This is a genomic window from Streptomyces sp. NPDC037389 (assembly GCF_040636475.1).
GTDB lineage: Bacteria > Actinomycetota > Actinomycetes > Streptomycetales > Streptomycetaceae > Streptomyces > Streptomyces hesseae.
The window spans coordinates 140,473-154,667 of sequence record NZ_JBEZUS010000009.1; the positions used below are offsets into that span (position 1 = coordinate 140,473).

Annotated in this window: 15 protein-coding genes; 5 read left to right on the forward strand and 10 right to left on the reverse strand. The window is 73.1% G+C overall.

Features of this window, described 5'->3' with window-relative positions; all coding sequences use genetic code 11:
* Positions 1–62: 62 nt before the first annotated feature.
* Both AB0E98_RS21225 and AB0E98_RS21230 read right to left on the reverse strand, forming a co-directional pair.
* Positions 63–704 (reverse strand): DUF6758 family protein, encoded by a 642-nt coding sequence (locus AB0E98_RS21225; RefSeq protein ID WP_361704788.1) that lies wholly within the window; start codon positions 702–704, stop codon positions 63–65.
* A gap of 108 nt (positions 705–812) precedes the next feature.
* Positions 813–1,412, reverse strand: coding sequence for a suppressor of fused domain protein (locus AB0E98_RS21230; protein WP_361704791.1), 600 nt, complete (start codon positions 1,410–1,412; stop codon positions 813–815).
* Positions 1,413–1,910: 498 nt separating this feature from the next.
* Here AB0E98_RS21230 and corA point away from each other — a divergent pair, with 498 nt between their 5' ends.
* Positions 1,911–3,020, forward strand: a complete 1,110-nt coding sequence (gene corA, locus AB0E98_RS21235) for a magnesium/cobalt transporter CorA (RefSeq protein WP_361704794.1) — start codon at positions 1,911–1,913, stop codon at positions 3,018–3,020.
* Between the two features lie 109 nt (positions 3,021–3,129).
* Here the strand turns inward: corA and AB0E98_RS21240 are convergent, their stop codons facing one another.
* Positions 3,130–4,038: a DMT family transporter gene (locus tag AB0E98_RS21240; protein WP_361705276.1), complete on the reverse strand. Its 909-nt coding sequence runs from the start codon at positions 4,036–4,038 to the stop codon at positions 3,130–3,132.
* A 120-nt stretch (positions 4,039–4,158) separates the two neighbouring features.
* Between AB0E98_RS21240 and AB0E98_RS21245 the strand changes: the two genes are divergently transcribed.
* Positions 4,159–4,668 carry a hypothetical protein gene (locus AB0E98_RS21245; protein ID WP_361704796.1) on the forward strand — a complete coding sequence of 170 codons (510 nt, stop codon included), beginning with the start codon at positions 4,159–4,161 and terminating at the stop codon, positions 4,666–4,668.
* A 25-nt stretch (positions 4,669–4,693) separates the two neighbouring features.
* Here AB0E98_RS21245 and AB0E98_RS21250 read toward each other — a convergent pair whose 3' ends face one another.
* Positions 4,694–5,512 carry a hypothetical protein gene (locus AB0E98_RS21250; protein ID WP_361704798.1) on the reverse strand — a complete coding sequence of 273 codons (819 nt, stop codon included), beginning with the start codon at positions 5,510–5,512 and terminating at the stop codon, positions 4,694–4,696.
* A gap of 185 nt (positions 5,513–5,697) precedes the next feature.
* On the opposite strand from AB0E98_RS21250, the gene AB0E98_RS21255 reads away from it, so the two are divergent.
* From AB0E98_RS21255 to AB0E98_RS21265, 3 genes are read left to right on the forward strand one after another with little or no spacing between them, the layout of a single operon-like run.
* Positions 5,698–6,984, forward strand: coding sequence for a CBS domain-containing protein (locus tag AB0E98_RS21255; RefSeq protein ID WP_361704800.1), 1,287 nt, complete (start codon positions 5,698–5,700; stop codon positions 6,982–6,984).
* Positions 6,981–7,595, forward strand: a complete 615-nt coding sequence (locus AB0E98_RS21260) for a DUF1003 domain-containing protein (RefSeq protein WP_361704802.1) — start codon at positions 6,981–6,983, stop codon at positions 7,593–7,595. Before AB0E98_RS21255 ends, AB0E98_RS21260 begins: the two co-directional genes overlap by 4 nt.
* A 43-nt stretch (positions 7,596–7,638) precedes the next feature.
* Entirely contained in the window at positions 7,639–8,829 is a 1,191-nt protein-coding gene (locus AB0E98_RS21265; protein WP_361704803.1) for an Mrp/NBP35 family ATP-binding protein, read from the forward strand.
* A 60-nt stretch (positions 8,830–8,889) separates the two neighbouring features.
* On the opposite strand, the gene AB0E98_RS21270 is transcribed toward AB0E98_RS21265, so the two are convergent.
* The 6 genes from AB0E98_RS21270 to sigE all read right to left on the reverse strand — a co-directional run bounded on the left by AB0E98_RS21270 (position 8,890) and on the right by sigE (position 14,012).
* Positions 8,890–9,081 (reverse strand): YegP family protein, encoded by a 192-nt coding sequence (locus AB0E98_RS21270; protein WP_361704806.1) that lies wholly within the window; start codon positions 9,079–9,081, stop codon positions 8,890–8,892.
* A 132-nt stretch (positions 9,082–9,213) separates the two neighbouring features.
* Positions 9,214–9,906 (reverse strand): hypothetical protein, encoded by a 693-nt coding sequence (locus AB0E98_RS21275; protein WP_361704808.1) that lies wholly within the window; start codon positions 9,904–9,906, stop codon positions 9,214–9,216.
* 118 nt (positions 9,907–10,024) lie between these two features.
* A complete protein-coding gene (locus AB0E98_RS21280; RefSeq protein WP_361704810.1) occupies positions 10,025–10,483 on the reverse strand; it encodes a sec-independent translocase in 459 nt (152 codons plus the stop codon).
* 167 nt (positions 10,484–10,650) lie between these two features.
* A complete protein-coding gene (locus tag AB0E98_RS21285) occupies positions 10,651–12,294 on the reverse strand; it encodes a trypsin-like peptidase domain-containing protein (protein ID WP_361704812.1) in 1,644 nt (547 codons plus the stop codon).
* Positions 12,295–12,402: 108 nt separating this feature from the next.
* Complete coding sequence (locus tag AB0E98_RS21290) at positions 12,403–13,203, reverse strand: zf-HC2 domain-containing protein (RefSeq protein WP_361704814.1); 801 nt, start codon at positions 13,201–13,203, stop codon at positions 12,403–12,405.
* Positions 13,200–14,012 (reverse strand): RNA polymerase sigma factor SigE, encoded by an 813-nt coding sequence (sigE, locus tag AB0E98_RS21295; protein WP_361704817.1) that lies wholly within the window; start codon positions 14,010–14,012, stop codon positions 13,200–13,202. Before sigE ends, AB0E98_RS21290 begins: the two co-directional genes overlap by 4 nt.
* Positions 14,013–14,195: the final 183 nt, after the last annotated feature.

Consider the following 14,195-nt stretch of genomic DNA (forward strand, 5'->3'; position numbering starts at 1 on the left):
CCGGAACAGACAGGACCGGTTCAGGATAACGGGCGCGGCTGTGGGCAATCGTCCCGCTGGACTCAGGGCGACAGGATCCGCGGCGACAACGCCCCGCACGGCAGAAGATCGACCTCCGCCCCCGCATCCCGCAGATCCGTCAGCACGAGCTCGTCGTACATCAGCAGTCCCGACCGCTCGGGCCACACGATCGCCCACAGCCACAGCCCCCGCGCCTCCCCCGCGAAGACGGCCCGGTCGCCGGGGGCGCCCTCGACGTGCCAGAGGGGGGTGGGGCGCCCGGCCGCGTGGACCTTGGCGTGCGGCGAGCGGTCGACGCGGAGGTACGGGCCGGGGTCGGGGCCGTCGACGCCGGCGTAGCGCGCGCCGAGGCCCACGCCGAGCTCCTCGGCCACGAGCAGCAGCTCACCCGGGCCGCCCAGCGGACTGGGCCCCGAGCAGGCGACGGCGGTCGCCCGCGCGCCCGCGCGGTCGTCGCCCGCGCCGGCCACACCGGTGAAGAGCCAGCCGACGGGCAGGGGCCATGGCATCCAGACCGGCACCCGGGCCCGCCCCACCGCGACGGCCAGTGCCTCGACGCTCGGCGGGACGACCGGTTGCAGAGGGTGCACGGTGCCGTGCACGGCGCACTGCCACGAGTCGGCGAAGAGACCGGGCGCGCGCACCCGGCCACCGCACTTCGGGCAACTGGGTTCGCCCCTCATAGCCTCCAACGGTCCTACCAGGGCGCCCCCGCGTCAAGGACGATCACCCGTCCGGAGTCGGGGCGTCCCCACCCTTCGGGACACCCCGGGCGGCGTGGCGCCCGCCGGTCACCCGCCGAGCGGCACCCCGGCGCGCAGCGGGTCGCGCAGATCCGTGCCGTGTCGCAGCCACCGTTCCTCCAGCGCGGCGGCGCCCTGGACGCGCTTCCACGCGGCCTCGTTGGGTGTCATCGGCAGCAGGGGCAGGAAGCGGACGGGATCCAGCGGAGCGTCCAGTTCCAGGTCCTCGACCAGACCGCCGGACTCCGCGACGAGCACGGAGGTGAAGGGCGCCCCGGGCCAGAGCGGCTCGCCGGTGTCCAGCGAGGCGCCGGGCGCCACCACGAGCCCCTCGACCTGGGGTGACGCGGCGAGGACGGCGAGCGGGCGGAGCACCTTGTCCGTGTCGGCGCGGCCGGCGCGCACGGAGAGGACCAGTTCGGCGCGGGGGCCGCGCAGGGGGTCGGCGAGGGTGGCCGTGGGGTCGGTCATGGGCTGGGCGGACATGCCGAGGGTGGCGTAGCGGACGATGTCCCCGGAGTCGTCGGAGTCAAGGAACCGGAGGACCTCGATCCGGTCGGTGCCCAGGAAGGTGATCGCGGCACGCGCGTCGGGTGCACCGAGGGCCGTCAGGAGCCGGGCCTCGACCAATGCGAGAACGTCTGACATGCAGTGAGCATAGAACGCGTATCGAACAGGCAAAGCGGGGCCTTGACGCGCCGGGGCACTGCTAGCCTTGACTCGCCTCGGCCTCTGGTCAAGGCATGACGTTCGTCCCTTACGTGGGGACCGGCCGGAGGAGGTGGGGCTGCGGTGGATCCTAGTCGACCGTGCAGTACCGGCAGTTCTCCCGTCTCCTCGCCCCGGACGCGCGTCACCCTGTGATCTGAGGCCTTCCACGACCGGCCCCTCCGCCGGACGGAATCCCGGAAGTCCCTTCACACCCGCGGCACTTGACGGAAGAGCGCCTTCCCCTCGCTTTGTTCCGTGTTCTCCGCAGTTCTCTGCGAACTCTCCGCGAACTGCCGTCGGCCGCCACGCACCGCGCGTAGCGCCGCCTGATTCGCGGACGTGATCCCCCGCGCCACGGGCGCCCGGCCACGTCCTCCTTCCAGGCAGCGTTGTACCCGCGTAGCGGCCCGCGGCCGGCCCGTGAAGGAGCCAGCCATGTCGATGATCCGTGACCTGCGTGCCGCCGTCCGCCCCGCCCTGCGCCGGGTGCCCGCCCAGGGCGGCGGTTACGGCACCACCCGTGACGCTTCGGTCAGCAGTGCCGTCGTGGACAGCGCCGTCTACCGCGACGGCAAGCGCGTCAGCGAGCTCGTCAGCCCCGCCGAGGCGCTGCGCCGGGTGCGGAACACCGGTGGCTTCGCGTGGATAGGGCTGCACGAGCCCACGGAGGCGGAGTTCGCCGGGATCGCCCGCGAGTTCGGGCTGCACCCGCTGGCCGTGGAGGACGCGGTCCACGCCCACCAGCGGCCCAAGCTGGAGCGCTACGACGACACGCTCTTCACCGTCTTCAAGACCATCCACTATGTGGAGCACGCCGAACTCACCGCCACCAGCGAGGTGGTGGAGACCGGCGAGGTGATGTGCTTCACCGGCCCGGACTTCATCATCACCGTCCGGCACGGCGGCCAGGGCTCGCTGCGCGCCCTGCGCCACCGGCTGGAGGAGGACGCCCAGCTGCTCGCCAAGGGCCCCTCGGCCGTGCTGCACGCCATCGCCGACCAGGTGGTCGACGGCTACATAGCCGTGGCCGACGCCGTGCAGGACGACATCGACGAGGTGGAGATCGACGTCTTCTCCGAGCCCAGCAAGGGCAGCCGGCGGGGCGGCGACGCGGGCCGCATCTACCAGCTCAAGCGCGAGGTGCTGGAGTTCAAGCGCGCGGTGACCCCGCTGATGCGGCCGATGCAGCTGCTGAGCGAGCGGCCGATGCGGCTGGTCGACCCGGACATCCAGAAGTACTTCCGCGACGTCGCCGACCACCTGGCGCGCGTGCACGAGCAGGTGGTCTCCTTCGACGACCTGCTGAACTCCATCCTCCAGGCCAACCTCGCGCAGGCGTCGGTGGCGCAGAACGAGGACATGCGCAAGATCACGTCCTGGGCGGCGATCTTCGCCGTCCCGACGATGATCGCCGGGATCTACGGCATGAACTTCGACAATATGCCGGAGCTGCACTGGAAGTACGGCTATCCGGCGGTCATGGCGGTCACGGTCGCGATCTGTGTGATCATCCACCGCGGCTTCAAGCGGAATGGGTGGCTGTAGGGCGGTCTGACGGACGGATGCCGGGTCGCCCTCCCGGCCGGGGGTCCGGGGGCTTTCCCTCGGGGAACACAGCAAGCGGAACGGGTGGCTGTAGGCGCGTCCCAGATCTTTAAACCCCGGACTCCGGGGCCACCGCGTCCTTCTTACGACCGCCCATGATGACCAGCGCCAGCCCCGCCATGATCACGGCCAGCGCCGGATACGCCACCGCGGGCGGCTCCTGCCCCAGCCACAACGCCGCGATCAGCGCCGCCCCCGGCGTCTCCAGCAGGATCGCCGTGGACGTGACGGACGGGCCCAGGCCCTTGACCACCCGGTTGATCAGCGAGTGGCCCAGCAGCTGGGCCGCGACCGTGAGCACCGCCAGCTTCAGCCACGTCTCCCCGCTGTAGCCGCCGAGGGACACTCCCCCGCACAGGCACGCGGCGAGCAGCAGCACCGTCGTGGTCGTGTAGCAGACGTAGGTGTACGCGACCGTGCCCACCGTCCGGCGCACCTCCGCGCCCAGCAGGACGTATCCCGCGGCCGCGATGCCGCCCGCCAGCGCGAGGGCGTCCCCGGCGAGGGCGCGCGGGGAGAGGGACATGTCGACGCCCGTGAGCGTCAGCACGCCGAGGAAGGCCAGCGCGGTGCCGGCCCAGACCAGCGCGGGCGGGCGGTGGCCGCGCAGGCGCAGCAGCAGGGTGGTCCAGATGGGCGTGGTGGTGACCAGCGCGGTGGACGACGCGACGGAGGTCATCTGGAGGCTGGGCAGCCAGACCCCGAAGTGGACGGCGAGCAGCGCTCCGGCGGCGACGGCCAGCAGTGCCGTCCGCCGGCCGATGCCGCGCAGTTCGGCGCGGTGGCGTCGGCGGAGCAGGGCGACGGGGGTGAGCGCGCCGACGGCCATGGCGTTGCGCCAGAAGGCGATGGCCAGGGCGGGGGCGGCGGTGGCCGCGATCAGCGGCGCGGAGAGGGAGACGCCGGCGATCGCGACGGCGAGGAGCAGCAGCTCCGTGCGGACGGAGGCCACCGGCACGCCGGGGGCCGGGTCCGGGCCGGCCGGTCCGGGGGTCGTCCTGGGCGTCGGTATCGCGTCGCGTCTCGCTCGGGCAGCACTCACGAGCCCAGCCTAGGGCGCGTGCGTAAGGTAGGGCGCATGACGTTGACGCAGGCGCTGATCGAAGAGGCCACGAAGAAGTCCGGCCTCATCTGGGTGAAGGGTCCGGCCGGGCCCAGCAGGGCGCTGTGGCACGTCTGGCACGAGGGTGCCGTGCATCTCGTGGGCGGCCCGGGCGAGCAGCCCGTGGACGAGCTGGGGCTCGCCGAGGGCGCCACGGCCACCGTCACGGTGCGCAGCAAGGACAAGGGCGGGCGGCTGGTCTCCTGGACCGCGTCGGTGAGCGAGCTCCCGGCGCGCGGGGAGGAGTGGGCGGCGGCCGTCGCCGAGCTGAAGGGCAAGCGGCTCAACGCGCCCGGCGCGGAGGGGCTGGAGGAGCGCTGGGCCGAGGAGTGCCGGGTGCTGCGGCTGGCGCCGTCCGGTGCCACCGCGGACCTGCCGGACGGTTCCCTGGCGGCGGTCCCGCTGGCGACGCCGGCGACGACGCGCGAGCCCATGCCGGCGGCACTGCCGCGGCTGCTGCGCCGGGGACGCCGCGCGGGGCGCTGAATACCCGCGCCGGGCATCCCGCGCGTCACCGCCCCGGGTTCGCGCCCTCTCCCGATGACGGGAGCGCGCCGCCCGAGGGGATGCGCATCTGCTTGCCGTAGTCGACCGTCTGGTTCTTGTCGGGGACGGCGAGGGCGAAGTCCTTGCCCCAGCCGTCCAGCTCCAGCTGCCCCGCGCCGCCGGCGCGCTGTACCCGCACGGGATACGGGGTGCCGCCGAGGGAGACGTCCATCGTGCCGCCGCCGCCCTTGGCGCCCGTGACCCGGATGGTGCGGACGCCGCCGACCGTGCCGTGGTCGCCGCGGGCGAGGGTGCCGTGGAGGGTGAGCAGGCCGTCGAGGAGGACGTCCTTGTCGGTGAAGCCCCGGAACTGCTGGTAGGCGGGGTCGTCCGAGGGCACCTTGACGTACTTGTCGTCGAGCTTGCCCGCGGCGGCGGCCGCGTCCCCCTTGGCCGGGGCGGAGGGGGCGGGCGCCTTCGAGGGCGCCGGCGTGGACCCCTTGGCCCAGAACCCGGCGGGCGCCTTGAGGTAGAGGTCGTCGCCCACGCGCAGCAGCTCGAAGGAGCTGGCGGCGGAGGAGGACACCCGGCCCGTGCCGCCGTTCTTCTTCAGCCGCATGTCGATGCGGTACGTACGGCCCTGGCTGACGACGTTGCCGGACAGGTGGACGGCCTCGGCGCCCCGCGCGGCGGTGCGGGCCTTGTCCTGGATGGCGGCGGGTTCGAGCTTGCCGACGCCGTTGGTCCCCGCGTCGGGGTCCTCGCTGCCGCCGCCGCAGGCCGTGAGCACGGCCGACAGGCCGACGCACAGGGCTCCCACGAGAGCCGCGTTCCGCGTTCGCACCTCTGCTCCTGTCCTCCGGTCACCGGTGGGCTACGGCGCAGCGTACCCGTGCCACCGAGGAGCGGAAGCGGGGAGTCCGTACAGGATCCGTAGAGGCTCCGTACGGCCGTCTCTCCCGCGCCCGGCGAAGCCGGTCACGTTAGCCTGAATCGGACACCACCCGGCCTGGGAGGAGGTACGCGGCCATGGCAGCAGGCGCCCCCCGGGTGTTCGTTTCGCACATCTCGGGCGTGGCGGTCTTCGACCCCAATGGGGACCAGGTGGGCCGGGTCCGCGATGTCGTGGCGATGCTGCGCGTGGGCAAGCGGCCGCCCAGGGTGCTGGGGCTGGTCGTGGAGGTGGTCAGCCGCCGGCGGATCTTCCTGCCCATGACCCGGGTCACCGGCGTGGAGTCCGGGCAGGTCATCACCACGGGCGTGGTGAACATGCGGCGGTTCGAGCAGCGGCCCACGGAGACGCTGGTCTTCGGCGAGCTCTTCGACCGCCGGGTGATGCTCGTCGGCACGGACGAGGAGGTGACCGTCCTCGACGTGTCCGTCACCCAGCTGCCCGCCCGCCGGGACTGGGAGATCGACAAGGTCTTCGTCCGCCGGGGCAAGGGCGGCGCCCTGCGCCGCAAGGGGGAGACGCTGACGGTGGAGTGGTCCGCCGTCACGGGCTTCTCGCTGGAGGAGCACGGCCAGGGCGCCGAGAACCTGCTGGCCACCTTCGAGCGGCTGCGCCCCGCCGACCTGGCCAATGTGCTCCACCACCTCTCCCCCAAGCGGCGCGCCGAGGTCGCCGCCGCCCTGGACGACGACCGGCTCGCGGACGTCCTGGAGGAGCTGCCGGAGGACGACCAGATCGAGATCCTCGGCAAGCTGAAGGAGGAGCGGGCCGCCGACGTCCTGGAGGCCATGGACCCCGACGACGCGGCCGACCTGCTCTCCGAGCTGCCGGAGGAGGAGATGGAGCGGCTGCTGACGCTGATGCGGCCTGACGAGGCGGCCGACGTCCGGCGGCTGATGTCCTACGAGGAGCTGTCGGCGGGCGGCCTGATGACCACCGAGCCGGTCGTGCTGCGCCCGGACGCGACCGTCGCCGACGCGCTGGCGCGGGTGCGCAACCCCGACCTCTCCCCCGCGCTCGCCGCCCAGGTGTACGTGTGCCGCCCGCCGGACGAGACGCCGACGGGCAAGTACCTGGGCACCGTCCACTTCCAGCGGCTGCTGCGCGACCCGCCGTTCACGCTCGTCGGCTCGCTCACCGACACCGAGCTGCGGCCGCTGCCGCCGGACACCCCGCTGCGCGCCGTCACCAGCTATCTGGCGACGTACAACATGGTCGCCGTGCCCGTCGTGGACGACAGCGGCTCGCTGCTCGGCGCGGTCACCGTGGACGACGTCCTCGACCACCTGCTGCCGGACGACTGGCGGGAGACCGAGCTCCACCACGGCGCGTTCGGCATGGACCTCCCGGGCGGCGCGCCATGAGGCCCGGGGACCGCGACCGGGCCCGCACCACGGCGCCGGCGCTGCGCGCGGACCGGTCCGCCGAGCGGGTCAAGGCGGAGTCGGCGGCCGTGCACCCCCACCCCCACGGGCCGCCGCGCGCCCGGCTCGACCTGCCGCGGGTGAAGCGCGCCCGCTGGCTGCCGGAGTACGACCCGGAGGCCTTCGGCCGGATGTCGGAGCGGATCGCCCGTTTCCTGGGCACGGGCCGCTTCATCGTCTGGATGACGGTCTTCATCATCCTCTGGGTCCTGTGGAACACCACGGTCCCCGGGGACCTGCGGTTCGACAGCTACCCGTTCATCTTCCTGACGCTCGTGCTGTCCCTCCAGGCGTCGTACGCCGCACCCCTGATCCTGCTGGCGCAGAACCGCCAGGACGACCGCGACCGGGTCAATCTGGAGCAGGACCGCAAGCAGAACGAGCGCTCCATCGCGGACACCGAGTACCTGACGCGGGAGATCGCCGGGCTGCGGATGGGCCTCGGCGAGGTCGCGACCCGGGACTGGATCCGCTCGGAGTTCCAGGACCTGGTCAGGGAGCTGGAGCAGCTCCGGGTATTCCCGGCGGAGAGTGAGGAAGGCGACCGCTGAGAGGCTTTCCCGAGGCCCTGTGCCGAGCCGTACCATCGGAGCTATGGCTACCGACACTCCCCCAGAGTCTTCGACCTGGGAGGTACCCCCAGACACCGCCGCGCCGAGTGAGGACGCGATCCGCGCCGAGCTCGCGACGGTCAACGACCCCGAGATCCAGCGCCCCATCACCGAGCTGGGGATGGTCAAATCGGTGGAGATCGCGGCGGACGGTACGGTCGCGGTGGCGGTCTATCTGACGGTCGCCGGCTGCCCCATGCGCGACAAGATCACCTCGATGGTGACCGAGGCCGTCTCGCGGGTCGAGGGCGTCACGGGCGTCACCGTCGAGCTGGACGTGATGAGCGACGAGCAGCGCCGCGAGCTCGCGTCCTCCCTCCGCGGCGGCCAGGCCGAGCGCGAGGTGCCCTTCGCCAAGCCCGGCTCGCTGACCCGCGTCTACGCGGTCGCCTCCGGCAAGGGCGGCGTCGGCAAGTCCTCGGTGACGGTCAACCTGGCCGCCGCCATGGCGGCCGACGGCCTGAAGGTCGGTGTCGTGGACGCCGACATCTACGGCCACTCGGTGCCCCGCATGCTGGGCGCGGACGGCCGTCCCACCCAGGTCGAAAACATGATCATGCCGCCGTCGGCGAACGGTGTGAAGGTCATCTCCATCGGCATGTTCACCCCGGGCAACGCCCCGGTGGTCTGGCGCGGCCCCATGCTCCACCGCGCCCTCCAGCAGTTCCTGGCGGACGTCTTCTGGGGCGACCTGGACGTGCTCCTCCTCGACCTGCCGCCGGGCACGGGCGACATCGCCATCTCGGTGGCCCAGCTGGTCCCCAACGCCGAGATCCTCGTGGTGACGACCCCTCAGCAGGCCGCCGCCGAGGTCGCCGAGCGGGCCGGCTCGATCGCCGTGCAGACCCACCAGAAGATCGTCGGCGTCGTGGAGAACATGTCCGGGCTGCCGTGCCCGCACTGCGACGAGATGGTCGACGTCTTCGGCACGGGCGGCGGCCAGAAGGTCGCCGACGGCCTCACCCGCACCACGGGCACGAACGTTCCCGTCCTGGGCTCGATCCCGATCGACGTCCGGCTGCGCGAGGGCGGCGACGAGGGCAAGCCGGTCGTCCTGAGCGACCCCGACTCCCCGGCGGGCAGCGCGCTGCGCGCCATCGCGGGCAAGCTCGGCGGGCGGCAGCGCGGCCTGTCGGGCATGTCGCTGGGCATCACGCCGCGCAACAAGTTCTGACGCGTCACGCGGTGGGGCGCCGGGCGGATCCCGTCCGGCGCCCTCCGCATGCCGTGGGCGCTACTTCTCCTGGTGTCCCAGGTCCTTCACGGGGGCCGTCGCGGCGTTCTGCTTCACCGACTCGATGCCCTTCTCGCACGCCGACTTGCTGTTGTAGGCCTCGCCTACGGCGATGATCTCGCCGTTGCCTGCCTTCAGCCGGTAGCGGTAGTGGCCGGCCCTGTCCTCGTACATCTCGAACTTGCCCGTCATGGCGCGTCACCTTCCCGGAAGTCGGCCCCCTGCGGGCATTCAAGCCCGGCTCCACGGGGCACGCAGCCCGGGACGGCCCGACGGGTGACCGGGGACCGATGACCGGGGACCGATGATCCGGCCGGGCCCGGGTCAGTCCGCGGCGTAGACCCTGATGTCCGGGATCACCGCGAAGCCCATGCCGTACGCGCTCATGCCCCGCCCGTACGCGCCTAGGTGCACACCCTCCGCCGAACCGGCGAGCACCCAGCCGTACTCCGACTCCCGGTAGCGGAAGTCCGTGGGCACCCCGTCCACCGGGAGCGACAGCGTCGTCCAGGCCGGGTCGTCCAGATGGTCGGCGAGCTCCCAGGCGAGGGCCGTCTGCTGGTCCAGCCAGTCCTGGCGCAGGGCGCGCTCCATCTGGGAGGGCCAGGTGCAGGCCAGCAGCCCCGAGCCGGCCAGCCAGGCGGCCGAGGAGACCGAGGTGGCCTCCAGCACGCCCGTGCCGTCGGCGCTGCGCCGCACCGGGCGGCTGGCGACGGTGACCACGACCGCGAAGCGCTGGGTGGCGGTGTCGTGCTCGATCCGGCCCATCCGCAGCTGCGGCTCGGCACCATGGCCCGTGGAGCCGTGCTCCACGGTGCCGTCGGCGGCGGCGCCGACCTGCATCAGCCAGCGCGGCCCGGTGTAGGCCTCGTCCAGGCCGTACCACGGGAACGACGCCAGGAGATAGCCGTCCACCGAGCGCCGGCTACCGGGCCCGCCCTGCCCGTCCGGCGTACCGGCGGCGGACGCGTCGGCCTCGCCGGCCCCTCGCGCCCCTGCCCGACTCGTCGTCTCCATCTGCGCGGCGCCTCCTCATAGCCCCGTCGTCCTGGGCGGACCGGCCGCTCGCTCCCGACCGCACCCCAAACAAAGGGAGGATAGCCACCCCCGTCAATGGGGCCCCGCATCGACGGGCTCAGGTGGCGTCGGCGTCGTACGGAGGACGCTCCCCCGGCTGAATGCCGCTCTCGCGCTTCTTGAGCAGGTCCGGGGTGCCGGAGCCGGCGGAGGAGCCGGCGGAGGAGCCGGCGGACGAGGGGGCCGTCCGGCCGTGCGCCGCGTCGGTGACCTCGGCCATCTCGGCCATCTCGGACTTGAAGTCGAAGCCGTTGCGGATCTCCTTCAGGCCGAGCTCGTCCTTGTCCAGCACGTGCTTGCGCACGAACGTCTTGGGGTTGAGGTCCTCGAACTCGAAGTCCTTGAACTCGGGACCGAGCTCGGTGCGGATGTCTTCCTTGGCGTTCTCGGAGAACTGCCGGATCTTGCGCAGCGTGCGCGACACGTCCTGGATCATCTTCGGCAGCTTGTCGGGACCGAAGATGAGCACGGCAAGGACGATGAGCGTGATCAGCTCGAGGGGTCCTATGTCGAGCACGTTGCTCAGCTCCTTGGGGGCGTCGATGGCCGGGAAAGGCCGGGTATCACGGTACCTGGCCCGCAGGGGGCGACGGGAGACACGCCGGTCAAAATCGGGCGAAGGTTCGGAGATCGGTGAGCGCGCGGTGGGCGGCGGATGGGCCGCCCCGGCCCCTCGGCCGCTGGTCAGCCGCTGGTCGCGGAGCCCAGTGTCAGCCGGGCGATCTGCTCCCGGCCCTCCCGTTCGAGGGTCAGGGAGAGGCTGTCGCCCGGACGGTGGCCACGGATCTTGACGATCAGCTCCTGGGCGGCGTGCACGGGGACGCCGTCCACCTTCTTGATGACGTCGCCGGCCCGGATGCCCGCCTTCTCGGCGGGACCGCCGGGGGTGACGGCCGGGGCCTTGGAGCCGTCGGCGTTCACCCGTGCGCCGTCACCCGCATAGGCCATGTCGAGTGACACGCCGATCACCGGATGGGTGGCCTTCCCGGTGTTGATCAGCTCCTCGGCGACCCGCCGCGCGGAGTTGATCGGTATCGCGAAGCCCAGGCCGATGCTGCCGCCCTGGCCGCCTGCCCCGCGGGACTCGGAGTCCCCGGCGGAGCGGATGGCGCTGTTGATGCCGATGACCCGGGCCTGGGAGTCCATCAGGGGGCCGCCGGAGTTGCCGGGGTTGATCGGGGCGTCGGTCTGGAGGGCGTCGACGTAGCTGATGTCGCCGCCGTCCTGCTTCTTGCCGCCGGCGGTGATCGGGCGCCCCTTGGCGCTGATGATCCCGGTGGTGACGGTGCCGGCGAGGTCGAAGGGCGCGCCGATCGCGATGACGGAGTCGCCGACGCGCACGGAGTCGGAATTGCCGAGGGGGAGGGGGGTGAGGCCGGACACGCCGGACACCTTGATCACGGCGAGGTCGTAGCCGCCGTCGCGGCCGACGAGGTCGGCCTTGGCGGTCTGGCCGCCGTTGAACGTCACGGATATGGAGCCGCCGCCGGACGCGGCGGACTGCACGACGTGGTTGTTGGTGAGGATGTGCCCCTTCTTGTCGAGCACGAAGCCGGTGCCGGTGCTCTGGTCGCCGCCGCCGCGCACGTGGATCGTGACGACGCCGGGCAGCGCACGGGCGGCGATCCCCGCGACGCTCCCGGGCGCGCGATCGACGCTCCCGGCCCCGGACTGCGGCAACGTCACCCGCCCGGCGACTCCGCCGTCCCGCTCCAGATACATCCCGACCCCGCCCCCGATCCCCCCGGCGACCAACGCCACGACGGCGGCCCCGACCACGATCCGGCCACGCGCCACGGTCACCCGCTTGCCGGGCTCGGCGCCGTACGCCGCCGTCGGCAGCGCGCCGCCGACGGCCCAGGGGTCGTAGGCCCACGGGTCGGGGGGAAGGGCGGAGTTCGGGGGTGCGGGGTGCGGCTGGGGCTGCGGTTCCGGCTGGGGCTGCGGTTCCGGCTGGGGAGCCGCCTGCGGCTGAGGCACCGGGTACGGGATGTGCTCGGCGGCCGGGCCGGCCGGGGGCTGCGGCCGCGTGGCCGGTTCGGCGGGCGGCGGGGCGTACACCGCAGGGGCCATCGGGGGCGGCGTCGCCCCCGGTGCCAGCGGGGTGCCCTGGGGCGGGGTCAGGGCGGGGCGTTGGACCGGAGGGGCCGGGGCCCAGGGGCCGGGGCGGCCGTAGGGCGGGGTGCTGTAAGGGTCCGGGGCGTGCAGCGGCGCGGCGGGGGTGTCGCCCGGGCCCGCGAGTGGCTGCGGCGGGACGCCCTCCGGTGTGCGCCGGCGGTGCCACCAGTGCGGCTTGGGCGCGGACGCCCGCGCCTTCCCCTCGTCCATTCCTCTCCCCACCGTTCGTCGCCGAGGCGCGCATGCTCGAAACACGCGCGCCCCACAGACGATTACACCAGGTCCCCGGCCATGTGCGGAGGGGGGAGGCCGCCGCGGTCAGCGGGGAGGCACCACCGGTGCCGAGGGCGCCGACGACTTGGCCCGCGGCTGCGCGGCGAGGGTCGCGGGCTTGCGGACCAGCGGCGGCAGCATCCGCGTGCCGGAGGGGCGCAGCAGGGAGACGCCCGCGACCAGTGGGGCCGCGAACGTCGCCGACAGTTCCTGCGCCGTCGGCTGCGTCCGGCCCAGGTCGCGCTGGTCGTACCGGTCCAGGGGCACGCCCTGCGCCGACCCCAGCGAGCTCGTGGCCGCGCTGGTGCCGTCGCCACGGGCCTGCCCCGACGCCACGGGCGTCTCCAGCGGCTGCGCCCCGGCGAGGGCTATCGCGGCCAGCGAGACCGCCCCGGCCGCCGCGAAGGCGAACCGGCGGCCGCGCGAGCCGCCCTGCCCCACCGGATGGGTGCGGAAGCCCCGGTCACGCGGCTGGGGGCCGACCGCCGGAAGCAGGACGAAGGCCTCCGCCCCGGCGCCGAAGGCGCCTCTTCCCACGACCGGGGCACCGCCTTCACCCCCGTCACCGGACGGCCCGGGCCCGGGGCCGGGCGGGCCGCCGCCCACGCCGCCCGGCAGCCCTTGCAGCCGGGCGAGCAGCGAGTCGGAGAGCGGCGGCGGTGCGGCCTCCGCGAACACGCTTTTGAGCCGACGCTGCGCGTCGGCCTCCGCTTTGCATGTCCAGCAGGTGGCGAGGTGCGCCAGCACCCGCTCCCGCGAATCGTGCCCCAACTCCCCGTCGACGAGGGCAGCGAGGCGGTCGCCGAGATGGTGCTCGGCGGGGGACTGACCGCCGGAGGTGGTCACGCGATCCCGACCTCCCCACCGAGAGCCCCCATGGCCTGAACGGCATGGGAGGTACCCCCACCGCCGGAGGCCACTCCCGCCACCGCGCGCTGCTCGGCCCGGGCGGCGGGCGAGCGGTGCTGGAGCGCCTTGCGGAGGTGGGAACGGCCGCGGTGGATACGGCTGCGCACGGTGCCGAGCTTGACGCCGAGGGTCGCGGCGATCTCCTCGTAGGAGAGCCCCTCGATGTCGCACAGGACGACCGCGGCGCGGAACTCCGGCGCGAGGGTGTCCAGCGCCTGCTGGACGTCCGCGTCGAAGTGGGTGTCGTTGAAGTGCTGCTGCGGGGACGGCTCACGGCTGGGCAGCCGCTCGGCGGCGTCCTCGCCCAGCGCGTCGAAGCGGATGCGCTGACGGCGCCGGACCATGTCGAGGAACAGGTTCGTGGTGATCCGGTGGAGCCAGCCCTCGAACGTCCCCGGGGTGTACGTGGACAGGGAGCGGAAGACCCGCACGAAGACCTCCTGTGTGAGATCCTCGGCGTCGTGCTGGTTTCCGGTGAGCCGGTAGGCGAGACGGTAGACCCGGGCGCTGTGCGTGCTGACGATCTCCTCCCAGCTGGGCGGAGTCCACGCCTGCTGCGCATCCGCGTCGGTGGCGAAAGTCGCGGTGGTCGCGGTGCGGGCGGCGTTGGAACGGTCAGCGGTGTAGGTCACGGATTTCGGCTCGGGAGCTGACCGGCGGAAGCGCCTGAGCACTCCCCGGCGGTCGCCGTCCGCAGCCGCACCTCCCCTGTCGGCTCTGGTGGTGTCCAGTGGAGCCCCTACCATATCCACCTCGCCCGTTAGCTCCGGATAAGCATTTTTGACCCGGTTTTTGGTCTTGATCCGTTGTCATCCGTGACGAACGGCCCGCGCCGGTGGTTCCCGCCGGACTCCGCCCCCTCCGTCGGCGTCCCGTACCCATCAACGCCCGGTCCCATCTGCGGGTTCCCATGGGCAGCGGATACAGTC